Below are 22,647 nucleotides of genomic sequence, written 5' to 3' on the forward strand. Positions count from 1 at the left end.
TGCCAGAACCCGCAAGCTTGCGCAGTCGACGCATTTGAGGAATTCCGGCAATGCCCGTTTTGCGGGTTCGGATCGCATCATCCCCCCGCCTGTGAGTATCGGCCCGGTGGCACGTTGTTTAAGATCCAGGCTCCGTCCTTGTACCTTCCCACGATGCGTACACCCGCATCGGAAACATAGGCCGGGGATTCGGCGCGGAGGCTTAGGCGGGGGTCGTTCCGGTTTCCTTCGTACCGCAGTTCGAATCGCCCTTTATCGAGGGTGGCCAGGGTCGTGCGATCACGGCACTCGAGATAGCGGGCGATGGACGTGCAGTCCGCATGCCAGACATCGAGCGTCCTCAAGATAGCGTAGATCCGTTCCAGGGAAGCCAAGTCGTCATAGGCGTTCGGGGTTTGGCGCATACCATCGGTTCGCGCATTCTGGAGGTGCTCTTGCACCGAGATTACGAATCCTCCTTCATACAGGTGGCGCAGCTGCTCTTCGCTCCTGCCCAGGCGGACCGTTTCCCGCAATCGGGAGAGGAGGATCGCGGCGCCCTTCCTCGGCAAGCCCGGATTGAAAGCGGCGCCGGAAAAATTGGTCGGGAAATCAAGAACCCGGTTCGTTCCGGGAAGATACCCATGAGCGTTCCCGGGATGCGCCCTGCCCAACATGTCCACCGAGGCGGCCCACCATTCGAATCCGAGTGCGTCCACGATTTCCGCCCCATGCCCTCCGCTGCGGTATCCGGGATACTTTCCGCCGAAGAAGCGCCGGCCCAACAGGGATTCCATCGCCCGGATTTCCGTGCGCAGACGATCCGCGTCCCCGGGCCCGAGCATATCGAATTCCTGGATCCAATTCCCGAACGCGGGATTCCCCGGAGCTTCGAACCGGCCGTGATCGGTGCCGTGGAACGCGATCTCGAAGTGGCGCGACGCCCGATCCAGGAACCTGGCGAATTCCGCATCGGCATCCCGGAAGAGCAAAGTATATCCGGCGTTCGGGTTCTGGGCCGCGTGCGGGCGCAGGGGAAAGAAAAAGGTGCCCTTGATCTCGGGGTACCTGGAAAGCAAGGTCTCTTCGAGATAGCGGTAAAGCGATCCCTCCCCCGCGAGCCCGTAACCCCAATCGACGCCGGGTTCGAGTGAGCCGTCGAGCGTAGTCGCGGTCAAGGATAAGTCATCGAGCATCAACGTCGTGGCGGCGCGATGATCGTTGAACCAGGCGCACTTCTTAGGCATTGGACCGGAGGCGGGAGACGAAAAACAGGCCTTCGTAATTCTGGGGCTTAACCCGCGAAGCGAAGTACGCCTTCTTCGCGATGCGCAGGGACTTAAGGAAGCGGCCGGGAGTTGAGTACACCGACTCGCTAGATTGGTGGAAATAATATCCGTAGTCCACTTCCTCGAATCCCTTACGCTGGAGGAGCTGTTTAAGCGTTCCGTAAGTGTACCAGCAAACATGTTCATTATTGAGCCAGCGATCCTCGAGGATTCCGCGATTCACGAGGTCGATGCGTTGAGTGCACCAGGGATTGGGGGTCGTGATGGCCAGGACCGAGTCGGCGTGCATGAAGCGCTTGATGCCATCCAGCATGAGCCCGGGGTTTTCGATGTGCTCGATGAGCTCGCCGCAAAGGATCACGTCGAACGTGTCCCGCAGGGGCACCCCCTCCAAACGCATGGCGTCCCCGGCGTAGCATTCGTACCCGTATTTGGCGCTGATTGCTTCCACATCGGACGCCAAGTAGTCGATACCCGCGAGCCGTTTCGCCACCGATCGCAACTGACCGTGGAGCCATTTCCCCTCGGCGATCAGCTTTTCGTAGAGATGAGAATGCTGGATGAACCCCAGATGGAGCACATCCTTACCCCGGCAAAGGTCCATCGTCCAATCAAACCTGAACCGTGGGCCTTTTTTTACCCAGGACATGCGCAACCTTTCCTTCCAAATCGTCCAAGTCCCGCGAAGCGAAGAGGACCACCTCGTCGGGCCGGACGCACGCGTCCGAAGCCACGACGGGAATCCCGAAATGGATCGCTTCGCGGATGCTGATGGCATCGCCATCGGTATTCGTGGGCCGGATGAAAACCTGGGCGCGGCGCAGAAGCGGCCAAAGCTCCCGCTGCCCGGAGAGAATCAAGAAATGCTCGCGCAAGCTGAGCTCCAGGATCCGCGATTTCATCCGCCCCAGGTAATCCGGTTCCGCGGAATCATCCGCCAAGGCGAAGATGAACCCCAGATCGGGATAGCGGACATGGAGCCTCGCGAGGAGTTCGATGCACAGATCCAGGCCATATAGATCGGCATTCTCGAAAAAGATGATTTTGAAGGCGTTGGCGACCAGGATGGGACGCCGGCGGGAAAGGAAAGCCGGGACATCCGGGGGATAGCTGCCCCAGATGTCCCGCTCCCGGTTCTCATCTGGCGGGATAAAGGCGGGAAGGATCGTCAGCTTCGGAGGCATGGGCATGCCCGCTTCGCGACACTTGGCGAGAACGGAAGCATGCACCGCGATAAGGGCGTCGGCGCCGGCCAGGGCCATTCGGCAGGCATCGAGTTCGCCTGTGTTCCCCGCGGAGCCGAACCGGAAACTATGCGCGGTTATGAAGAACTTGAATCCCAGGATCGAGCGCAGGCGGACCGTCATCCCGATGAACCAGGCCGGAAAGTCGAAACCTTGGAAATGCACCACCTGGTAACGGCCGAAGAGAAGGGTACGGAGCAGGGCCAGCCGGATTTGGCCTTTGAAGGACACGTAGCGGTTGGGGTCGAAGACCGTTACGGAGAATCCACGACCTCGCAAAAGGGACAGAAGCCGTTGCATATGAACCGAGACCCCGCCCAAAGGAGGGGGCAGCGCCCCGACCAGGAGGATTTTCGCGTTTTCCGGATAGATCCCCGCCCACTCGCGCGTGATTTCACTTCGAGGTGGGGGCAGCAGGACGTTCTCCTTCATTCTGGTCGGGAGGGATTAACGTAGAATTTTCCCTTTTCGATCCAAGTGCGAGGGCCGATAGGGCCATGGATGGGCATGTTATCGGAATAGGAGGGGCGGGACGCTCATTTTGAAGCGACGATGCATGCGTTCCAGGTGGAGATGCCCGGCTCGCGATCGGAGGTCATCCATTCCAGGAAATCCACGACTTTGAAACCAGCGGCCGCGAGCATGAAATCCAGCTCCGGCTTGAAGAGGTAACGCATATGATGCGTCTCGTTCAGCCGCTCCAGCTTTCCGGTGGCCTTATCCTCGATCAGCACCTCGTAGTTCACGTCCACGACATTGCGGTTGGGATGGATCTCCGGGCTCGCGACGCGCAGCACCTTGATGGATTCATCCTCCATCTTCTTGACGCGCAGCACGGGCGGATCGGTGAGCACGCCGGGCCCGTACCAGAAATCGAATACGAAGATGCCGCCGGGGGCAAGATGCTCAAAGGCCGAAACGAAGCTGGACTTGAGCGCTTCGTTGGTCGTCTGATAGCTCATCACGTGGAATAACGAGACGACGGCGTCCGCCTTCTTGCCCAGGCGGAAATCCGTGGCGTCGCCGAGATGGAAGCGGAGGTTTTTCATGCCTTCGGCGCGCTGGCGGCCCACGCGGATCATGTCCTCGGAACGATCCACGCCGTCCACCTCGAATCCGTGCTTGGCCAGGAGGACGTCATGGTTCCCCGTGCCGCAGCCCACGTCGATGAGGCTCTTGGCCTTGCCCCCCGAGTACTGCCGCACCAGGCCGGCGATGTAATCGGCCTCGCCCTGGTAGTCCTTGTCCTTGTAGAGAAGGTTGTAGTATCGGGAGTAGGAACCGAAAACGCTCATCTCAGGACCTCTTTCACTGCGGCGGCGGCCTCTTCCATTTGCGCGTCGGTGAGGGCCATGCCGCTGGGCAGGTAGAAGCCGCGCTGGCTCAGCCTTTCCGAAACGGGATGGGACTCGCCGGCGAACAGGCCCATCTTGCGGAAGACCGGTTGCAGATGCATGGGCCAGAAGAAATGGCGTACGCCGATCTTCTTCGCGGAAAGGCGTTTCACCGCTTCGACCGCGTCGAAGGGGATATCGTCCCCCAGGACGATGGGATAGACCCAATAGATGTTTTCGGCGTAATCGGCGCGCGCCACGGGCAATTGGAGCCCCGGGGTCCCGGAGAGCAGCCGGGTGTAAGTGGCGCCGATGTGCCGCTTCTTGGCCACGAAGGCGTCCAGGCGTTCGAGCTGGGCGACGCCGAGGGCGGCTTGGATGTTCGACATGCGCAGGTTCCACCCCATTTCCTGGTGGATGTACCGGCGTTCCTTGTCGAAAAAAAGGTTGCGCAGATCGCGGCAACGCGCGGCCAAATCCGGGTCGTCGGCCAGGAGCATGCCGCCTTCGCCCGTGGTTACGTGCTTGTTGGGATAGAAGCTGAAGGTGGAAAGGTCGCCGAAGGACCCGCACGGCCGCCCGCGGTAGGTCTGGCCATGCATCTCGGCCGCATCCTCGATGAGGCGCAGGCCGAATTCGCGAGCCACCTCGAGGACGGGATCCATGTCGACGGGGAGGCCGTAGATATGCGCCACCATGATGGCCTTCGGCCGCGGCCCCGGACCGCGCATGGCCGCCTGCACGCGCTCGCGCAAGCGGAGGGGATCGATATTGAAGGTGGCGGGATCGGAATCCACGACGATTGGCGTGGCGCCGGCGCGCACCACGGCCGCCGCGCAGGAGATGATGGTAAAGGCGGGCATCATCACCGCGTCGCCGGGACCCAGCCGCAATGCGGCGACGGCGGCATCGAGGGCCACCGAGCCGTTGCAGACCGCGATGCCGTGGCTACGGCCCATGCGCGCAGCCATGCCCTCCTCGAAGCGCTTCACGAAAGGGCCTTCGGAGGAGATCCAGCCCGTTTCGATGCATTCGATCAGGTATTTCTTCTCGTTGCCGTCGAGCAACGGTTCGTTGACCGGGACCGCCATGGCTTATGTGGCCGCGGCCGTGCGGATGGTGACCTTGGGAGCCTCGAAGCGGGTCTTGTCGCCTTCGCCGGCGTAGGGGCCCTGCTTCACTTCCAGCATGACCAGCTCTTCCAGCACCTCGAACCCGTGCCCGCCGGTGGCCAAGAGGATGGTGTCGCCCGCGCCGAGCATGCGGCTTTCCAGGTAAGTCTTCTCGTTGTCATAGAAGTCAACCCGAAGTTTGCCCTTCTTGATGAACAAGACCTCGAGCGTATAGGCTACGCTTCGCTCTACGGCATTGTGGATATGCGGCTGGATGACCTTTCCCGCCGGATGATGCATGTAGGCGAGTTGCTGGGAGAATTCGTTGGGCGTGAAGAAGGAGATACCTGGCGCATCGTAGCTGTTGGGGACGATGTAGGCCAGGATTTGCGCATGGTGGGAAATGATTTCAACCATTTCTTTGCCTGCCTTTTCACGGGGATCGACGACTCGGAAAGCAGGTGGAAACTAGAAAAATGCGGCATCAATCCAAGCATTCGGCAGAGACGCCCCGGGCACCTGGGTCTGGCCGGAAGGGTTCTCAGGGGCGTTGCGAGGCGGCCGTTTCGATCTCAAGCTCCGAAAGATGGACGAACAATCCCCCGCGCAGCAGAAGGTCGGGTATCTTGTTCCCTGAAGCGAGGTATTTGATCTCATCGTCGGGCACACCCGAGGGATAGAACCGGCCGCAATGCGTAGGCTCCAGATATTTCAGGGACGCGCCGAAAAACGACGAAGCCCAGCCATTGGCGTGGATGTCGACACGGCCGGTCCGGGTTTCCAGCCAGGCGCGCAGGCCGTCCACGATGAAGCGCGGGAGGTTGGCCTCGTCGAACATCAGTTGGCGCGCCAGGGTATGGGTCATGATGGAATTGCTCTTCAGCTCGCCGATGCCCAGGTAATCGACGCAGTATACCTTCCGGTAGCGCGCGACCAGCTCGATTAAGCCGGAAGAATCGGCGAGGACCCCGTCACGAGGCAGATACAGGGCTTCGCCGGAATCGACGGTCGGGTTCTCGATGGCGAAAACCGGGAACATCGCCGAACCGGCTTCGATCTTGAAGGCATGAATACGGAGTCCCGCGGGGGAAACCGCCGACCAGGCGGAGGTTTGGACCAAGGTGCGCGGGACATAGTTCCCGTAAACCTCTTCCATCCCTTGGGCGACGCGCTCCGGATAATCTCCCGTGGGCGAGAAGTTTTGGAAACGCGCTTGCGAAGCGCTGTCCACCGCCGCGTAAAGTTTGTTCACCAAGCTCGAGCTGCCCGCCAGGTTGGGTTCCAGTTCATTCGCATCGAATATGGGCACTTGCCGTTCGGTAAGGACCGTGGCCGTGTCCGGCAGGGAAGTCGAAAACCAGGCGTAGCTGGCTTCCCTACGGGGTTGCAGGTAGTTGTGGTTCCCATCATCGGTGGAGTAAAAAATCCGGTCCGCATGACCGTCCAGGCCCCACCACTCCTTGGCCTTCGCCAGCACCGGTCCCATGGCCGCGGGCGGAGCCCCTTCGTCCAATTCGCCGGCGATCGATTGTAGGGAACGCGGATAGATCATGGCCAGTTCGAAATCGGTAGGAAGCATGGGCAATTCCGGGGGCGGTGACCATACGAAGCCGGGCCCGTAATTGCTTTCCACGTACAGATCCGAATGGACCGTCATGCCGGAGCAGTCGCCGCCGTATAGGGTGGCCGGCAGGGAGAGGGTACGCACGCGCGGATCGAATTCGCCCAGTTCGAGGGACATTGCCCCTCCATAGGAATACCCCGCCGCGCCGATGCGGCCCGGATCGACCTGGGGAAAAGTCTCCACCGCCCAGGTGATCGAAGAAATCAATTCCTGCAGGAAGACGCTATTGGGGCTGGGCATGCCCAATAGCTCGCGGCCATAGCCCAGGTAGTTGTTCCCGCCGCTTTCGTACGCCGCCCGCACCCCGTTTCCGTTCAACCCTTCCGGGACCAGCACGACCATGCCTTGCAGTGCGAAGTTGGCGGACCGCTGTTGTACCAGATCGGTGGAGACGCCCTCCTCGTAGCCGGGCGGGGTGACGATTAACGGGCAGGAAGCGGGATCCTTATCGTCGGGCAGGTACACGTTGAGCGGTAGGTAAATCCCCGGAAAGACTTCCAGCCGGACGACCTCGATGGAGTAGCCGGGGCCCTGGAAGCGGCGCTGGACGGCATGGGACAACGCGCGCCGATCGGCTCTGAGCCCGGAGAGGGCCATGAGGCGGGCCCGCAAGGAATCCCCGTAGGCCTGGATTTGGTTCCCGGAAGTGAAGGCCGGGCAAGTTCCCGAGCGGGCGGAGATCAGGCGCACGGCCTGATCCCCGCCCGCGGAACCCAGCGCCGGGCGCCAGACCGCGAAAAGTTTCGACAACTCTTGGTCGAGCGCGCGCACGGCATAACGGGGGCGCACCAGCAAAGGCTGGGTTACGGCGATGGTCAGGGTATCCCCGCCTTCCTGCCGGACGCCGTTCACCTCCCAATAGGTGATACTGTATTCGGGCGAGGAATGGGCCGCGAACTTGACGACGGTGTCCTGGGGCAACCAGGCCAAGCTGGAATCGACGGGACCGCCGGGCGGCGCGTCCACGAAGGCCAGCTTGTGCCAAGCGCGGAAATCCGCTTCCCGCGACCACGGGCCTTTAGGGCTCAATGAGCGCGGGTTCTCGGTGGATCCATCCGAACGCCAGTGGTCGAAAACGAAGCGCGTATCGGGCCCTTGGAAAAAGGCCGAGGTATGGCGTTCCTGCACGGCCGGGGTCCCGAGCGAAGGCAGTTCAACCGTGGATTCCAGGACCGTATCCAAAGGGGCCCGGGTCAGGCGTCCTCCGATTTCGAGATCCAGGGTGGTATCGGGCCAAGTGGCCACGCGCAAGGATCGTCCCGGCAGAAACACGGCCTCGATGGCGCCGGGCCACTTCACCTGCAGGGAAACGGTGTCCAGGCTACTGAGCGTTTGGCCGTCCAGGGTCCAGTGTGAAAAGAAGAACCCATCGCGCTCCCGCGCGGCCAAATGCAGTACGGTGTTCTCGGCGTACCAGGGTGCCTGGGGATCGAGGGTCGGTTGCGGCTGGGGAACGCTTTGGGAAGCGGAATCCTGTTTGGCCTTCCCTTCCGCCAAACCTTTCTTCGGTAGGGCGGCGACCCCATCGAGCTGGCGCATGGCGCGATCCTTGGGTTCGGTGACGAGGGTGAACTCGCCGCTCGAATCGGGCGTCACCCGGACCACCACCTTGTATGCGCGGCGCGTAGGAATGACGAGCGCCGTGGTAGTGTCGAGGGAAAAGATGGTATCCAGGCCTGACTGATCGGGACGCCGGCGCAGGAAAGCCTCCAGGCGAACGTCTTCGCCGTCCACGTAGGGGGATGCGTCCATTCCCGTCACGGCGGGGAAAGCGAGCTTCACTAGCGATCCCGCGGGCAGGCGCTTGCGCACGGGAGTGATGGCGACGCTATCGTTCAGCCGCAGGGCGAAGCCCGCGGTCCAATCGCTCTGTACGGTAAGGCTGCACACGCGGGCATACTGCGCTTGCGCGAATAGGGGTTCGGTCGCTTTCAATGAGAGGAAGCGGGCCGAGTCCGCGCGGCCGCCGTTCACGCTCCAGGACAGGAAATCGGCGTTGGCCAGGTCCGGGGCCGACACGGTGAAATTGGCTCCCTCCCAGCGCCAGCTGGAATCGAAAACATTGATGGCGGAGCCCGTACGGGTCGCGATCAGGATCTTGTACTGCTTGCCGAAGCGGGCGGATAGGGAATCCCCCCGCTCGAACTTGATGGAGAGGGTATCCCCGCGCAGGCTGGAATCGACCCAGCCCTGGAAGACGAAGCGCGTATCGATCCCCGGGACGTACCCGCTCCGATCGAAGACCTGATCTCCGGGCACCGACACGGTGATGGCGGTGTCCGGCCTTACCATCACCGATCCCGGGGAAGTCACGGTATCCTTGCCGGCGAGGATCTTCAGGCCGGGCTCGGGAGTCGTGTTAAGCCGGACGGGTATGAAGGGCGCGCGCGTCAGTTCCGGATCGGTCTGGAAGCATCCGGACAAGGTTAGCGCGAACGCGGTGGATGCCAGGTAGGGAAGGGCGCGGAGGCGCGGAAGTTTCTTAAGAAGATTCATGCTTTTCGATCCGGTGCGGGTTACTGGACCGATCATATGCGGAGGGAGCGGCGGGATTCAAGTCCGAAAAAATCGGGGAACGGCGATAGTTCGTCCCCTTAACCGTTTTTATGCGGTGAAGCGAAAGCGGATGTTAAAGCGGGAATTAAAGGCCCTTCACGTGGGCGAAGGCGACAGGTCCGTTTCGACACGGAAGGCGATTTCCGTCGCCTGGATCTGCTGCCATAACGGGATGGGCCATTCGCCGCCCTTCTGTATGGCGCGTCCGAAGGCCTCGAGCTCTTCCTTCTGGCCTTTCTCGATCGCGGTTCCGTTCAAGCCCTTGGCCTTGGCCCCGTGGATCTCAAGCTTGCGGTAATCCTCCAGGCACAGCACCTTCCCGTCGCAGAATACTTCCAGCTTTTCCTTGGGGTAATCCTTGGAGCCCAAGGAGGTGTAGGTGAGGGTGGCCAAGGAGCCGTCCGCGAAGGTCATGGTGGCCGTGAAATTATCGCGATGGGAATAATGCCCCGAGGCGGGGCGGATGGCGGAGGCCCGCACGTCCTTCACCCGGCTGCCGGTAAGGTAGGTGAACAGATCATAGATATGGCAGGCTTCGCCGAGGTTGCGGCCTCCGCCTTCCGCGCCGTGCACCCAATGGTCCAGCGGCAGATGCCCGGCATTCATCCGGTAATCGAGGATCATGGGCGCCGCGCGACCGGCGACTTGAGCCTGCATGAGGCGGGCGCTGGGCGAAAAGCGGCGGTTGAAGCCGGTGAGGAGGATGGGCTTGATTCCCGGCGCGCCGTCCTCGTAGAACGCGCGGAAGGCCTCCACCTCTTCGGGCTTCAAGGCCAAAGGCTTCTCCAACAGGACATGCTTCCCCGCGCGCAAGGCATCCAGGGCCATGGAGGCGTGCAGGTCATGGCGCGTGGCGATGAGCACGGCGTCCACGTCCTTATCCTCCAGCACGTCCAGGAAGCGCGTGGTGGCATAGGTCGCGCCGAATTGGGTGGCCGTTCCCGTGGCGTTATGCCCGGTGCGGCTCGCGACCGCGCGCAGATGGAAAAGCTCCGGCATGGCGGCCATGTTGGGCAGATGCATGCCTTTGGCGAAGCCGCCGGCGCCTACTACGGCCAGCCGCACGGCTCCGGCCCGGGCGGGAATGGCCTTGGGATTGGGCACAGCCCGCGCGGAAGGCAGCGGTTCGGCCCGGTCCGGATATTCCAGCAGTACCATGAGCGGGCGCTTCCCCTCGGCCTTCAGGCTTTCGTAAGCCTCGGTGGCGCGCTCGGCGGGGAAGGCCGCCGAGATCAGGGGGCCTACCGAAACCGTCTTACCCGCCAGCAGGCGCAGGTACTCGGACATGTTGCGGTTTTCGGTCCAGCGGACGTAGCCTACGGGATAATCCAGCCCGTGCTCTTCGTAACGCGCATCGTAGCGCCCCGGCCCGTAGGAAGTGGAGATGAAGAAGTCCAGTTCCTTCTGGTAGAAGTCGGAACGATCGAGATGCAGGCCCACGTCGCCGACCAGCACGACCCGGCCCTTGCGGCGGCACATGCGGAAGGCCTGGGAAATGATGGCATCGGAAGGGGAGGCGGCGGTGATGATCACGCCATCGGCCCCGATACCGTCCGAGAGGCGCGCTACCTGCTCGATGGAATCGCCGTCGGCGGGGGTCACGCCCGCGTCCATCCCCAGCTGCCGGGCCAGCGCGATCCGGCCCGGGTCGAGATCGGTGCCGATCACGCGGCAGCCGTTGGCCTTGAGCAATTGCGCGGCCAGTTGGCCCAGGATGCCCAACCCTACCACCACGAAAGTCTCCCCCAAGGTGGGTTGCGCGCGGCGCACGCCTTGCAGGGCGATGGCGCCCAGGGTCACGGTGCAGGCTTCTTCGAAGGTCAGGCCCTCGGGAGCGGGTACCACCAGGTTCCGGGGCACGCGGATGTATTCGGCATGATGCGCGTATTGCGCGCCCGCGCAGGCCACCCGATCGCCTACCGCGAGATCGGCCACGCCCGCGCCTACCGCGATGACGGTGCCGGCGGCGGAATAGCCCGTGGCTCCCGCCACGTTCATCTTCCCTTCGATGGCGCTACGCGTGCGCGCCAGCCCTTGGGTCAGCACCATGCGCGCCGCTTCGGCCACCTTCTCGGGTTTGCGAAGGGCTTTTTTCCAGATGGGTTCCCCGCTCGCCCTTACCCCGCTCATTTCGGTTCCGGCGGAGATACAGGAGCGGGCGACCCGGACCAGGACGGTTCCCGGTTCGACTTCGGGGGCGGGCACGTCGGCCAGGACCGCCTGCCCCTGCTTGATCAGGACTTGCTTCATTTGGAGAGGGCGGCGATAGAAAGGGCCACGGCGAGGCCGATGGAGAGGGTGCCCAAGATGGCGTTGATCCCGGCGAACCAATCGACGGGTTTGGGCTCCGGGCCCTGAGGCACGAAAATCACGCTTCCCGCATCAGGCTGCCGATTGAAATACCCGGTCCCTCCCGTCTCGCCGTTGGCGTACTCGACCACTACGTGGTTCTTCTCGCTGCGCCGGGTGAAGCCGCCCGCCTTTTCGATGTAATACTCGACATTGGCGCCGTCCTTGTACAGCACGCTGGTGGCAAAACCCACCTCCCCGACGACCTTTACCGTGTTTAGCCTCTCCGGCACGACGATACTGTCTCCCCCAACCAGGGAAATGTTCTGCTTGGAGTTCGAGTTCCGTAGCGCCTTATTGAAGTCCAGTCCCACGCGGCCCACGCTGTCCTTGGAGCGGAACAGGCGCGCGCCGCTGACGTAGGCGTCCGGCTTGAATCCGCCCGCGCGGGTGATGACGGAGTTGAGGGTTTCCCCGGGGAAAAGGAGCGCGTACTTGCCGGGATGGACGAAATGCCCGTTCAGGATCACGACCTCCTTCTGGTACCATCGCGGGTCGATAGGGACCTGGAGGAAGTCGTTAGGCTTGAGCTGGAACCTTTCCTTGGTCTCGGCCAGGCCATCGGCCACGTCCAGCTGCATCTGGGTTACCCGGCGCTCATGCGGATCGCCGCGGAAAACCAAGAGCCGGCCGGATTCATGATGCGGCAGGTATCCTCCCGCCATCATGACCAAATCCTTGGCGGTCATGCCTTCGCGGAATTCAAAGCGCCCGGGGTAGAAAACCGCCCCGCTGATCTCCACGCTGTCGGGCAGGTACATGTCCCTGGAACTGTAGAGAAGCACCGTGTCCCTGGGCTCGAGCGTGATGGATTCGATGCCGGTGCTGTCCAGGGAAAAGGCGAAGAGGGAGCTAGATCCGTTGGGATAGGCCCGCACCACATGCACGCGTCCCAGATAGGCGTCCTCCCGCAAACCACCCGCCTTGTCGACCAATTGCCTTACCGTGCGGATGGCCCCGGAGGAATAGGTCCCCGGGTATTTTACCGGCCCCTCGATAGTGTAATAGGCCTTGCTGCGCTCGGTGGATTTCTCGACGAGAAGCTTGTCCCCGTCCTGCAATTCGAATTTGGTCTTGCCGCTCGCGTAATCCTGCGGCGACGCCAAATCGAGGTAATCGATGCGGCCATCCGGAAACACCCTCTGCAAGGTGATGCGATGGCTGGCCGAGGTGGCGTTGATGCCACCCGCGAACTCCAGGGCTTCCTTGACGCCTTCGCCCTTCTTAAGCTCGTAGACGGCGGCCCGGCCCACGTCCCCGGACACTTCGGCGAGGATGGAGGCCCGTCCCGAGAAAAGCACGTCCCCATCCTGGAGGGCGTCCGGGGAGAGCCGTTCCCCGTAGATGAGGTAGCGGTAGAGATCGAGCGGGTATTTCTTGCCTCCCCGGTTGAGGACCAGGTTGCGGACCGTCCCGATGTCCGAAGGGCCCTTGGCATAGTACATGGCCGACATCACGCTGGTGTTTCCCGAGAACACGAATCCCCCGGGTAACTTCACTTCTCCTAGCACGAACACCTTGATGGGACCGGCGTGCCCCAGGGACACGGCCACATGGGAGGTTCCCCGGGCGATGCCGGAGAAGACCTTGGCCAGGCGCGATTTCACGCGCAGTTGGGCCTCGCCCAAGGAGAGGCCGGCCAACGGCACCAGGCCCGCCCCTTCCAGGAAAATGGCCCCTTCCGGGCTCAAGGTAAGGACGCTCTCCTTTTCCCGGTCGCCCCACAACGAAACCGTGACTTGATCCCCCGCGCCGAGGATGTAATCGCGTCCCGCCCCCGAGGCCGTGCTCCCGAAGGCGGTCCTATCCGTAGTGCGGAAGATGCGCTGTTCGTAGCGTGGGGGGATTTTGACTCGCCGATGGCGCATGGGCGGGTGCCTTTTGCCATTTAAACCGAGGCTGTCATTACCCGCCACGGCGGTCGTGTCGTACAGATCCAGGCTATCCTCCCCGTAAGCCGACGGGCCAGAGAGGAGGGAATCGCTCGGAACGGTCTCCCGGACGGCCGCGGAGGAAAGCTTGCGGCGATCGGGGGATGAGCCTTGTTCCTGGTTCCTGCGTTCGTTGACGAGGGAGTCGACGGTCTGGGGATCGAGGCCGGACGCCGCCGCCTGGGCCTGCAGGCGTTGCGATTGGGAGGCTTTCTCCTCCAGGCCTTGGGCCACCGCGGTAAGGGGCAAAGCCAAGCCGAGAAGGATTAGGAATTTCCTGTAAGTGATTGGCATTAGGGCAATTATTGTAGAATTTTCGGCGGAATTTCCCAGGCCACGCCGCCCGTGGCTTGGGCGCCGATACGGTCCTCGCCGCGTACGTGCCCTTCGTTCCATAAGCGCTGCCAGCCGAGGCCGCCATGCGCCGAAAGGCCCCTCCCGAACCGCCGTTCGGCTTCAAAACCCAGCCGCAGCTCCCTCTCCGCCACGCCCGAGGGCGCATCATGCGACGCGGAGTAATAGGTCTCGTATGGCGTGTACAAGTCCACCTGGCCCTTGGCCAGAAGACCCGCCGTAAACGTCGCGCGGAAACGCCCGCCCTTCCAGGCGTCCATACGGTACCAGAAATCAAACGCATCCCCGCCGCGGAAGTAGCCGATGGGATAATCGATCACGTACTTGTCCACGAACAGCGAATCGCCGGGCCGCTGGTTGTTGCTCGCCAGGACGATGCGCGAAGAGGCTTGGTTGAGGGGCTGGAGGTAACCGTAAAGGTACGGGTCGGTGCGGATGGCGTGCAGGCTCTGCCCGAACAGCCAGCCGCGCGCCGCGAAGGCGTGCCGCAACCCCACCATCCAGCCTTGCAGATTGGCGGCATTCCGGCTTCCTTCCGTTTCCGAATAATTGACGTCATCGATATAATATTCGGCGAGCAGGGCGATGCCCCCGGGCAGGCGCAGGTTTCCGTCCAACCCGATGGCGCCATTGGCGTAGCCTTCCTTGAAGTCGTTATGGAAAAAGATGAAGGGACCGGCATCGCGGAGATCGGGCGGCTTCCCCCCGATGATGGAGGTTTCGGTTATGCCCAGGGAAAGCGGGCCCAGATCCCCTTCCACGCGGTGGGCGAACAGGGTTTTGACGCGGTCGTCATAGACGCGATTGTGGAAAAGGCCCGCGGCGTTGGCGGAAACGTAATGGCGTTGCCGGTATTCCTCCGATCCGGGCGGATAATCCGTACTGGCGCTGTCGCCCGCGGGCGTCCCTTCCAGCCAGGGATTGAGGCTGGAGGCCAGGAAGCGATAGCGTAGGCGAGGCATCTTGAGGGCGAACTCGGCCCCGTTATGGTAAGGGACCGAGCGGCTGAGCGCGAGCCCGTATTCGGGGGAGGGGGACCAATGGACCGGAAAGCGGCCCAGGGTGAAGGCGTAATGCTCATCTTCGGCGTGGAAGTATCCCAAGGACGGTTCGTTGAGATCGACCTCGCGATCGGAAAGCGGCAGGTTGGAGCCGGAGGCATCCCCGTTCCAGGCGGAAATGTCGCGACGCAATCCGATTCGGAAGGCGACCATGGAATGGACGGTGAGGGGATAACGCAGACCCACGGCGGCGACGGGGGGGAGCCGGGTCCATTGGGCGCCGCGCTCCGGGTCGACGCGGGCCGATTGCCAGGTGCCGTCGAAGCTTTCGAAAGGCCGGATGGCCTGGCGGGGGCCGATGGGAGGATAGAAACCGAGGTCGATTCCGAGGTCGAGAGGATGGCGGGCCGATTTGACGGCGCAATCGCCGCGTCGCGTTTCGGCGGCCGGAGTCGATTCGGGAACGGAATCCGGGTTGGCATCCCCGCAGAGCTCTCCCCAAGTCGCCGGCGCGGCCTTGCCGATGCCGGCGCCGGAAGCGAGCCGTGAGTAGTCCTCCCGGGGGAATTTCGGGTCCGAAGCGGAGGTAATCGGTTCGGCGGGGATCCATATTTCCCCGGCCGCGGCTTCCATGGATCCGGAAGCCGCCGTAAGCGCGATCAGAAGGCCAATGCTCGCTCTTGGATTTCGGAACACCGAGGGAAATAGTACATTTCCGATTATAATTCCGAAGAGAATGGCGTCTTCCCCCTTCATCCTCGGCCTCTCCTGCTTTTACCACGACTCCGCCGCCGCCCTCCTCAAGGACGGAGCCATCGTCGCGGCCGCCCAGGAAGAGCGCTTCACCCGCAAGCGCCACGACGACGCCTTCCCCGAGCGCGCGGTCGCCTACTGCCTGCGCGAGGCCGGCATCTCCATCGCCGACGTAGGGCTGGTCGCCTTCTACGATAAGCCCTTCCTGAAATTCTTCGACCGCATCGTCGATACCTGGCTCGCGGTAGCCCCTAAAGGCCTGCCCTCCTTCCGATCCGCCTTGCCCGCTTGGGCCGGCGGCAAATTATGGATGCGGAACGCCCTTAAGAAACATCTCGGCTACCAAGGCCGCATCCTGTTCCCCATGCACCACGAATCCCATGCCGCCAGCGCCTTCCTGCCTTCGCCCTTCGAGGAGGCCGCGGTGGTCACCCTCGACGGCGTGGGCGAATGGCAGACCACGACCATCGCCCACGGCAAGGGCAACGACTTCGAGATCCTCTCCGAGATCCGTTTTCCGCATAGCCTGGGGCTGCTCTACTCGGCCTTCACCTATTACGCCGGCTTCAAGGTGAACTCGGGGGAATACAAGCTGATGGGTTTGGCGCCCTATGGCGACCCTAAGTACGTAAAAACCATCCTGGACAACCTCATCGACCTCCGCGAGGACGGATCCTTCCGCCTCAACATGGGATATTTCGGTTACCTGGGCGGCCTGGCCATGACCAATGCGCGCTTCCACCGATTGTTCGGAGGGCCGCCGCGCAAGCCCGAGTCGCCTTTGACGCAGCGCGAGATGGACCTGGCGCGATCGGTTCAGGAAGTGATCGAGCTCGCGGTGATGCGTATTTGCCGTCAGGCCGCCGGCCTCACCGGATCGCGCAACCTGTGCCTGGCGGGCGGGGTGGCCTTGAATTGCGTGGCCAACGGAAAGCTCTTGCGTTCCGGGCGCTTCGATCGGATTTGGATCCAGCCGGCCGCGGGCGATGCGGGGGGCGCTTTAGGCGCGGCCCTGTTGGCCCATCACCGCTTCCGCGGCAACGCACGCGCGCCCGATCCGCAGGACTCCATGCGCGGCGCCTTGTTGGGGCCGGCCTATGAAGACCATGCCATCGAGGCTCTCCTGCGCGAGCGCGGCGCGCCCTACCGCCGTTTCGCCGGCGAAGATCTATACGATACGGCGGCCGAGGCTTTGTCCCAGGGAGAGGTGATCGGCTGGTTCCAGGGACGCATGGAGTTCGGCCCGCGCGCCCTGGGGGCCCGCAGCATCCTGGCCGATGCGCGCCGCCCGGAGATGCAGCGCGAAATCAATCTGCGCATCAAGTTCCGCGAAGGCTTCCGGCCCTTCGCCCCCGCCGTGCTGCGCGAACGCGCGGAAGAATGGTTCGGCCTTCAGACGGATTCGCCCTACATGCTTTTCACCGCGCCCGTGCGCGAGGACAAGCGGGGCGCGCCCGTGCCCGCGGACGTGCATGGCTTCGACATGCTGAAGTCGGTGCGCGGGGCCATTCCCGCCGTGACCCACGTGGACGGCTCGGCGCGGGTGCAGACCGTGGATGCGGAGCGCAATCCTTCCTTCCACCGTTTGCTGCGCGCCTTCGAACGCAAGACCGGCTGCCCGGTGCTGGTGAACACCAGCTTTAACGTGCGCGGCGAGCCCATCGTCTGCACGCCCTACGATGCCTATCTTTGTTTCATGCGCACCGGATTGGATCTGCTGGTGATGGGGAATTTCGTGGTCCGGAAATCCGAACAGCCGCGCTTGCCCGAGGCGGAAGCCATGGCGGCGCGGCCGGAGTCGGATTGATGACGAATCCCGTTGGAACCGGCGCGAAATACGCCCGCCCCGTCACCGCCGCCGAAGTCCGCCGCTTAGGGCTCATCTTCCTGGCGGCGGCCCTCATCCTCTTCGCCCTTTCCGCCTGGAAGGCCCGTGCGGGTCATTGGCCCTGGCAGGCCGCCGCCGCCTTCGCGGCCGCGGGACTATGCTGTTTGGCCCTCGGGGAGCGGGCCCGGGGAATCCATCGCGCCTGGACGGCTTTGGGCGATGCCCTGGGGCGCATCGTCTCGCCGCTGGTGTTGGGCGTTTTGTATTTCCTGGTGGTGACCCCTTTCGGACTCCTATCCCGCCTGCGCCGCCGCGATCCGCTCGGGCTCAAGCCCGATCCCAAGGCCCCCACCTACTGGCGCGCGCCCGTGTCCAAGCGGACCGAGCGCGAGGGCCTGCTCCGGCAATATTGAAGGGAAACCCATGGCCCGCAAACCGTCCCCGCCGTCGCCCGAAGACGAGCTCCAGAACCCGGGGCTTTGGTCGGAATTCTTCGGATTCATCCGCGAGAACAAGAAGTGGTGGCTTATCCCGCTCATCGTCATGCTGATCCTGATCGGCGGACTGCTCCTGCTGGCGGGCCAACATACCGCCCTCGCCCCCTTCATTTACACGCTTTTCTAGCCCCCCGGCCGCTAAGGCCCCTTTCCGGAGCCTAAGACCCCATTCCCGAAGCCGTTGCCGGCCCCGCGGCGCTGGCTTCCCGGGTCCGCCGCAACGGATAATAGGGGTAACCGGGACGTTGCAATGGACTCATCGGAATTACGCGCCTGCATGCGCGCTTCGCTGGCGGAAGGCTTGAGGGCTTTGGAGGATTTCCTCGGCCATGAGGAAAACATCGCCGCCATGGCGTCCATGTCGGCGGCCTTGGCGGCTTGCTTTTCCGCCGGGAACAAGGTGCTGGCCTGCGGCAACGGGGGTTCGGCTTGCGACGCCCTGCATTTCGCCGAAGAGTTCACCGGCCGCTTCCGCAAGGAACGCCGGCCGCTGCCGGTCATCCCGCTCATGGAGTCGGGCCACTTGACCTGCGTGGCCAACGATTACGGATGGGACGAAGTATTCGCCCGCGGGGTGGAAGCCTACGGGAAGCCGGGCGATATGCTGGTGTTGTTATCGACCAGCGGTAACTCGCCCAACGTGGTGAAGGCGGCCATCGCGGCCCGCCGCGCCGGCTTGAAAATCCTGTTGCTGTTGGGCAGGGAGGGCGGCGCCCTTAAAGGACAGGGCGACCTCGAGATCATCGTCCCAGGGCTGAATTCCGATCGCATCCAGGAAATCCACATGCAGGTCCTGCACATCCTGATCGAAGGGGTGGAGCGGGAGATGTTCCCGGAGAATTATGCGGAAGCGGCTTCCGCGGATGGGCGGCCTAAGGCGGACGATCGGCCTAAGTCTGCCGAGCAAACCCGAGGGGACGATCGTCCTCAGGATTGGGCGCCGCGTACTACTCCGGAACGCGCCTCACGTCGTCTTCGCCAATAGACGCTCGCAAGCCTTAGCGGACCGGGCCCCGAACCCTTTGCAGAGCTTACGGATCAAATCGAGATCAAGACGGCCCGCTTGCACGCGAAGAACCCCTTCGGCGTCTTCTAGATCCTTTGGGCCTCCAGCGTAGAGCTTGAGCGCGATGAGATCTTCGGCGGAAGCGATTCGCAAGCGCATCCCGTCCCAGCTCTCTTCAATCACCCTGTCCCAGAATACCGATTCGAGCTTTCTTATTCCGCCGATCAAATCCGCTTGGTTGCCGGCTTCATCCTTGATCCTAACCACGAATCCAAGGGGATCACCGGGTTCGCCCATTCTCAATTCGGTTTGAAAACCATTGCTTCTGAGACGTTCCGCAAGCTGGTCGATGTCGAATGTGCTCCCGCGTAAACTGAGCAGGGCATCCGCGTCCAAACTGGCTCGTACCCATCCATGGTAAGCAACAGCCATCGCGCCGATTACGGCCCAGTTTGCCCCGGCCTCATCCAGAACTTTTCCTATTGCGGCTAGGAGATGCGGGGAGTCGGCGAACTTATTGCTCATCTGGGTATTTCGATATGGCGGTTGCCCCGCGACGGCGTTCCCCCATTTCTCGCAGTTTGCGCATGAGCTTGGAATGCTCTACGAAGAGATCCAGCCGCTGGGCCGGCGTTAGCCTGCGCGCCTGCTCGATCAGGCCCGCCTTCAGGAAATCCGCGTTCTTGGACAGCATGGCTTAAAGATACCGCGTTTTGACCTGAGAAGGAAGCCCGGTTCCGCTTAGACCGCTCCCGTTTTCAGACCTTGTAGTAGCCCCGGTACCATTCCACGAAGCGCCCGATCCCCGTCTCCACCGTGGTCGCGGGCTTGAAGCCCACGTCCCGCACGAGATCGGAGACATCGGCGGCGGTTTCCGGCACATCGCCCGGCTGCAAGGGGAGCATGTTGATTTGCGCCTTCTTCCCCAGCTTGTCCTCTAGCGTGTGGATGTAGTGCATCAATTCCACCGGGGAACTGTTGCCGATATTGTAGATGCGGTACGGCGCCTTGGAAGTGCCCGGGTCCGGATGCGCCCCGCTCCAATCGGGATTGGGCTTGGCGGTATTGAAGGTCACCCGGTAAACGCCTTCGACGATGTCGTCCACGTAGGTGAAGTCGCGCCGGTGGTGGCCGCCGTTGAAAACGTCGATGGGTTTGCCGGCCAGGATATTCTTGGTGAAGATGAAGAGGGCCATGTCGGGGCGGCCCCAGGGCCCGTAGACGGTGAAGAAGCGCAGGCCCGTGGTGGGCAGCGCGAACAGGTTGCTGTAGGTGTGGGCCATCAACTCGTTGGCCTTCTTAGACGCCGCGTAGAGGCTCAAAGGATGATCCACGTTATGGTGGATGGAGAAGGGCAAGGTGGTGTTGGCGCCGTACACCGAACTGCTCGAGGCATAGGCTAAGTGCTCCACCTTGTGGTAGCGGCAGGCCTCCAGGATGTTCAGGAAGCCCACGATATTCGCATCGATATAGGCCCGCGGGTTTTCGATGCTGTAGCGCACGCCTGCCTGGGCGGCCAGGTTCACCACCCTGGTCGGGCGGTAGGTAACGAAGATCCGCTCGATGGCCGCCTTGTCCTCCAGTTGCGCCTTTTCGAAAGTGAACCGGCTGTCGGGAGTGAGCTGCGCCAATCGGGCCTGCTTCAAGGCGGGATCGTAGTAGTCGTTGACGCAATCCAAGCCCACCACGGTGTGCCCGCGTTCCAGGCAAAGCTTGCTGAGATGGAATCCGATGAATCCGGCCGCGCCGGTAATGAGCAGGGTTTCGGGCATGGAAGGAAAACGTAAAAAAGAACGTGGCCGTCCGCACTTCGGGGATTGTTGGAGAGGGTTAAAATGAATGGCCGTTGTCGCTTCGGGTTTGCGGATGCCATGGGGCGGGGTAGGTGCACTACAGAAAGGGCTGGCGCGCCAATGGAGCGCCATTCGGCGCGCCAAAGTAGCGCCGAACGTTGGCTTGATGCCTTCGGATACAGCGGATTGACGTACTGAGCGGGCGCGCCATTGGAGCGCCGGATGTAGCTCCAATGGCGCGCCACGGTTTTAGACCCCAATGCGCCGGGGGATATGAAAGGGAGGAATCGTGACGGAAAGAGAGTTCGGATGGGATTGGATGGAGGACGAGTACCGCCCCGGTAAACCACGCACGGATGCGGAATTCAAGGAAGCCTTGCGTCGGGCGGCGTACGGGCGCAGGCCTCGGACCGAAATCGACCTTTACCGGGAATGGGCCAAGGAACAGCGGAAGGATATCCGCATCAGCATGCGGATCAGCAGCACGGACGTGATGAAACTGAAGGCATTGGCCCGCATGCGGGCCGCCAAATTCAGGACCTATGTTGTCGAGATTCTGAAGCGCGAAATCAGCTTAGAGGAAGAGAGGCTTGCCAGCCTGAAGATCAAGCGGCAAGCTCGCGCGGCAGTGGGGGAAGAAGAGGGATAGGGCTGGAACCCTGAGGATAGGGCCACAACCCTGCAGGGCTATAGCCGCCAGAGGGTGATGCCCGCCGGAATCTTGTCGCGCGGCAACAGGTTCTTGATGTCCGCGACCACTCCCTTGCCGCCCCTCAGAAGGCGCTGGGGCAACGCCCAACCTTCCTTCTTGAATTGATCGTGGGCGACCGCTAGCACCACGGCCACGGCCGGTTTCAGCTTATCCAACGGAATGGGATCCTCGCCGTATTCGTGTTTGGCCTCTTCCGGGTAGGCCATCGGATCGGTCACCTGCACTTCGAAACCGAAGCTACGCAGCTCGGCGATGATGTCCACCACCTTGGTGTTGCGGATGTCGGAAACGTTTTCCTTGAAGGTAAGGCCCAGCACGGTGATGACCGGGCGGTTGCCGTCGAAGCTGACATTGCCCAGCTTCAGGAGTTCCTTGGTCATCTCGCGGGCGATGAAGCGGCCCATGCTATCGTTGATGCGGCGGCCCGCCAGGATCACCTGCGGGATATAGCCCACCTGCTCGGCCTTATGGGTGAGATAGTAAGGATCGACTCCGATGCAATGCCCGCCCACCAGCCCCGGTTGGAACTTGAGGAAGTTCCATTTGGTGCCGGCCGCGGCCAGGACGTCGCTCGTGTCGATGCCGAGGCGATGGAAAATCACCGACAATTCGTTCACCAGGGAAATGTTCAGATCGCGTTGGGTGTTTTCGATGACCTTGGCCGCTTCCGCCACCTTGATGGACGAGGCCTTGAACACGCCTGCGGTCACCACCTGGGAATAGGTCTCCGCCACGATGTCCAGCGTCTCCGCATCCATGCCGGAAACCACCTTGGTGATGCGGGTGAAGGTATGCTCATGGTCGCCGGGGTTGATGCGCTCGGGGGAGTAGCCCACCTTGAAGTCCACCCCGCATTTCATCCCCGATTCCTTCTCCAGGACTGGAACGCAATCTTCCTCGGTCGCGCCGGGATAAACGGTGGACTCGTAGACCACGATGGCGCCCTTCTTGAGGTTGCGGCCGACCGTGAGGGATGCCTTCTTGAGCGGCGTGAGATCGGGGCGGTTGGCGGTGTCCACCGGCGTGGGCACGGTGACGATGACGAAATCGGCTTCTTTGATGCGGGCGGCATCCAAGGTCCAATCCACCGTCGACTTCGCGATCTCTTCCGAGTTCACGTCGTGGTTGCGGTCGATATTGCGCTTGAGCTCATCGATGCGCTGGGGGTTGATATCGAACGCGATGACGCGCTGGACCCGTCCGAAGTAAACCGCGATGGGCATGCCCACATAACCGAGGCCGACCACGGCGATTTGACGATTCTTGCTCATTCCCGTTTCCTTTC

Annotated in this window: 19 protein-coding genes; 5 read left to right on the forward strand and 14 right to left on the reverse strand. The window is 62.5% G+C overall.

The window, feature by feature from the left end:
* Nucleotides 1-77: 77 nt before the first annotated feature.
* The 10 genes from JF616_02715 to JF616_02760 all read right to left on the reverse strand — a co-directional run bounded on the left by JF616_02715 (nucleotide 78) and on the right by JF616_02760 (nucleotide 15,406).
* Nucleotides 78-1,226: a hypothetical protein gene (locus JF616_02715; GenBank protein MBW8886646.1), complete on the reverse strand. Its 1,149-nt coding sequence runs from the start codon at nucleotides 1,224-1,226 to the stop codon at nucleotides 78-80.
* Nucleotides 1,219-1,872, reverse strand: a complete 654-nt coding sequence (locus JF616_02720) for a methyltransferase domain-containing protein (protein MBW8886647.1) — start codon at nucleotides 1,870-1,872, stop codon at nucleotides 1,219-1,221. Before JF616_02720 ends, JF616_02715 begins: the two co-directional genes overlap by 8 nt.
* A gap of 7 nt (nucleotides 1,873-1,879) precedes the next feature.
* Nucleotides 1,880-2,812: a glycosyltransferase family 4 protein gene (locus JF616_02725; protein ID MBW8886648.1), complete on the reverse strand. Its 933-nt coding sequence runs from the start codon at nucleotides 2,810-2,812 to the stop codon at nucleotides 1,880-1,882.
* A 236-nt stretch (nucleotides 2,813-3,048) separates the two neighbouring features.
* Nucleotides 3,049-3,807, reverse strand: a complete 759-nt coding sequence (locus JF616_02730; GenBank protein ID MBW8886649.1) for a methyltransferase domain-containing protein — start codon at nucleotides 3,805-3,807, stop codon at nucleotides 3,049-3,051.
* Nucleotides 3,804-4,937 carry a DegT/DnrJ/EryC1/StrS family aminotransferase gene (locus JF616_02735; GenBank protein ID MBW8886650.1) on the reverse strand — a complete coding sequence of 378 codons (1,134 nt, stop codon included), beginning with the start codon at nucleotides 4,935-4,937 and terminating at the stop codon, nucleotides 3,804-3,806. Before JF616_02735 ends, JF616_02730 begins: the two co-directional genes overlap by 4 nt.
* Before the next feature lie 3 nt (nucleotides 4,938-4,940).
* Nucleotides 4,941-5,375: a hypothetical protein gene (locus tag JF616_02740; GenBank protein ID MBW8886651.1), complete on the reverse strand. Its 435-nt coding sequence runs from the start codon at nucleotides 5,373-5,375 to the stop codon at nucleotides 4,941-4,943.
* A gap of 124 nt (nucleotides 5,376-5,499) precedes the next feature.
* The gene (locus JF616_02745; protein ID MBW8886652.1) at nucleotides 5,500-9,078 is read right to left on the reverse strand and encodes an acetylxylan esterase; all 3,579 of its coding nucleotides are present in this window, start codon (nucleotides 9,076-9,078) and stop codon (nucleotides 5,500-5,502) included.
* Between the two features lie 156 nt (nucleotides 9,079-9,234).
* Nucleotides 9,235-11,388 carry a bi-domain-containing oxidoreductase gene (locus JF616_02750; GenBank protein MBW8886653.1) on the reverse strand — a complete coding sequence of 718 codons (2,154 nt, stop codon included), beginning with the start codon at nucleotides 11,386-11,388 and terminating at the stop codon, nucleotides 9,235-9,237.
* Nucleotides 11,385-13,712, reverse strand: a complete 2,328-nt coding sequence (locus JF616_02755; protein MBW8886654.1) for an SLBB domain-containing protein — start codon at nucleotides 13,710-13,712, stop codon at nucleotides 11,385-11,387. The genes JF616_02750 and JF616_02755 overlap by 4 nt, the downstream gene beginning before the upstream one ends.
* 8 nt (nucleotides 13,713-13,720) lie before the next feature.
* The gene (locus JF616_02760) at nucleotides 13,721-15,406 is read right to left on the reverse strand and encodes a hypothetical protein (protein MBW8886655.1); all 1,686 of its coding nucleotides are present in this window, start codon (nucleotides 15,404-15,406) and stop codon (nucleotides 13,721-13,723) included.
* 103 nt (nucleotides 15,407-15,509) lie between these two features.
* Here JF616_02760 and JF616_02765 point away from each other — a divergent pair, with 103 nt between their 5' ends.
* The 4 genes from JF616_02765 (at nucleotide 15,510) to JF616_02780 (ending at nucleotide 18,836) form a co-directional block, all read left to right on the forward strand.
* Nucleotides 15,510-17,333 (forward strand): carbamoyltransferase, encoded by a 1,824-nt coding sequence (locus JF616_02765; protein ID MBW8886656.1) that lies wholly within the window; start codon nucleotides 15,510-15,512, stop codon nucleotides 17,331-17,333.
* Complete coding sequence (locus JF616_02770; protein MBW8886657.1) at nucleotides 17,333-17,767, forward strand: hypothetical protein; 435 nt, start codon at nucleotides 17,333-17,335, stop codon at nucleotides 17,765-17,767. The genes JF616_02765 and JF616_02770 overlap by 1 nt, the downstream gene beginning before the upstream one ends.
* Before the next feature lie 10 nt (nucleotides 17,768-17,777).
* Nucleotides 17,778-17,978, forward strand: a complete 201-nt coding sequence (locus tag JF616_02775; protein MBW8886658.1) for a hypothetical protein — start codon at nucleotides 17,778-17,780, stop codon at nucleotides 17,976-17,978.
* Between the two features lie 150 nt (nucleotides 17,979-18,128).
* Complete coding sequence (locus tag JF616_02780) at nucleotides 18,129-18,836, forward strand: SIS domain-containing protein (GenBank protein MBW8886659.1); 708 nt, start codon at nucleotides 18,129-18,131, stop codon at nucleotides 18,834-18,836.
* Here JF616_02780 and JF616_02785 read toward each other — a convergent pair.
* From JF616_02785 to JF616_02795, 3 genes are all read right to left on the reverse strand, one after another.
* Nucleotides 18,816-19,382, reverse strand: coding sequence for a hypothetical protein (locus tag JF616_02785; GenBank protein ID MBW8886660.1), 567 nt, complete (start codon nucleotides 19,380-19,382; stop codon nucleotides 18,816-18,818). The two genes, JF616_02780 and JF616_02785, sit on opposite strands and share 21 nt — an antisense overlap.
* The gene (locus JF616_02790; GenBank protein ID MBW8886661.1) at nucleotides 19,372-19,551 is read right to left on the reverse strand and encodes a hypothetical protein; all 180 of its coding nucleotides are present in this window, start codon (nucleotides 19,549-19,551) and stop codon (nucleotides 19,372-19,374) included. The genes JF616_02785 and JF616_02790 overlap by 11 nt, the downstream gene beginning before the upstream one ends.
* A 64-nt stretch (nucleotides 19,552-19,615) precedes the next feature.
* On the reverse strand, nucleotides 19,616-20,629 hold the full coding sequence (locus tag JF616_02795) for an NAD-dependent epimerase (GenBank protein ID MBW8886662.1): 1,014 nt from the start codon (nucleotides 20,627-20,629) through the stop codon (nucleotides 19,616-19,618).
* Between the two features lie 310 nt (nucleotides 20,630-20,939).
* Between JF616_02795 and JF616_02800 the strand changes: the two genes are divergently transcribed.
* Nucleotides 20,940-21,299, forward strand: a complete 360-nt coding sequence (locus JF616_02800; protein ID MBW8886663.1) for a hypothetical protein — start codon at nucleotides 20,940-20,942, stop codon at nucleotides 21,297-21,299.
* Between the two features lie 38 nt (nucleotides 21,300-21,337).
* On the opposite strand, the gene JF616_02805 is transcribed toward JF616_02800, so the two are convergent.
* Nucleotides 21,338-22,633 carry a nucleotide sugar dehydrogenase gene (locus JF616_02805; protein MBW8886664.1) on the reverse strand — a complete coding sequence of 432 codons (1,296 nt, stop codon included), beginning with the start codon at nucleotides 22,631-22,633 and terminating at the stop codon, nucleotides 21,338-21,340.
* Between the last annotated feature and the right edge of the window lie 14 nt (nucleotides 22,634-22,647).

Source organism: Fibrobacterota bacterium (assembly GCA_019509785.1).
In the GTDB taxonomy this organism is placed as follows: domain Bacteria; phylum Fibrobacterota; class Fibrobacteria; order UBA11236; family UBA11236; genus Chersky-265.

What these genes read in the sequence shown, in the direction of transcription:
- JF616_02715 (MBW8886646.1), bottom strand. Translation starts at nt 1,226, where the DNA reads ATGCCTAAGAAGTGCGCCTGGTTCAACGATCATCGCGCCGCCACGACG.
- JF616_02720 (MBW8886647.1), bottom strand. Translation starts at nt 1,872, where the DNA reads ATGGACCTTTGCCGGGGTAAGGATGTGCTCCATCTGGGGTTCATCCAG.
- JF616_02725 (MBW8886648.1), bottom strand. Translation starts at nt 2,812, where the DNA reads ATGCAACGGCTTCTGTCCCTTTTGCGAGGTCGTGGATTCTCCGTAACG.
- JF616_02730 (MBW8886649.1), bottom strand. Translation starts at nt 3,807, where the DNA reads ATGAGCGTTTTCGGTTCCTACTCCCGATACTACAACCTTCTCTACAAG.
- JF616_02735 (MBW8886650.1), bottom strand. Translation starts at nt 4,937, where the DNA reads ATGGCGGTCCCGGTCAACGAACCGTTGCTCGACGGCAACGAGAAGAAA.
- JF616_02740 (MBW8886651.1), bottom strand. Translation starts at nt 5,375, where the DNA reads ATGGTTGAAATCATTTCCCACCATGCGCAAATCCTGGCCTACATCGTC.
- JF616_02745 (MBW8886652.1), bottom strand. Translation starts at nt 9,078, where the DNA reads ATGAATCTTCTTAAGAAACTTCCGCGCCTCCGCGCCCTTCCCTACCTG.
- JF616_02750 (MBW8886653.1), bottom strand. Translation starts at nt 11,388, where the DNA reads ATGAAGCAAGTCCTGATCAAGCAGGGGCAGGCGGTCCTGGCCGACGTG.
- JF616_02755 (MBW8886654.1), bottom strand. Translation starts at nt 13,712, where the DNA reads ATGCCAATCACTTACAGGAAATTCCTAATCCTTCTCGGCTTGGCTTTG.
- JF616_02760 (MBW8886655.1), bottom strand. Translation starts at nt 15,406, where the DNA reads ATGGAAGCCGCGGCCGGGGAAATATGGATCCCCGCCGAACCGATTACC.
- JF616_02765 (MBW8886656.1), top strand. Translation starts at nt 15,510, where the DNA reads ATGGCGTCTTCCCCCTTCATCCTCGGCCTCTCCTGCTTTTACCACGAC.
- JF616_02770 (MBW8886657.1), top strand. Translation starts at nt 17,333, where the DNA reads ATGACGAATCCCGTTGGAACCGGCGCGAAATACGCCCGCCCCGTCACC.
- JF616_02775 (MBW8886658.1), top strand. Translation starts at nt 17,778, where the DNA reads ATGGCCCGCAAACCGTCCCCGCCGTCGCCCGAAGACGAGCTCCAGAAC.
- JF616_02780 (MBW8886659.1), top strand. Translation starts at nt 18,129, where the DNA reads ATGCGCGCTTCGCTGGCGGAAGGCTTGAGGGCTTTGGAGGATTTCCTC.
- JF616_02785 (MBW8886660.1), bottom strand. Translation starts at nt 19,382, where the DNA reads ATGAGCAATAAGTTCGCCGACTCCCCGCATCTCCTAGCCGCAATAGGA.
- JF616_02790 (MBW8886661.1), bottom strand. Translation starts at nt 19,551, where the DNA reads ATGCTGTCCAAGAACGCGGATTTCCTGAAGGCGGGCCTGATCGAGCAG.
- JF616_02795 (MBW8886662.1), bottom strand. Translation starts at nt 20,629, where the DNA reads ATGCCCGAAACCCTGCTCATTACCGGCGCGGCCGGATTCATCGGATTC.
- JF616_02805 (MBW8886664.1), bottom strand. Translation starts at nt 22,633, where the DNA reads ATGAGCAAGAATCGTCAAATCGCCGTGGTCGGCCTCGGTTATGTGGGC.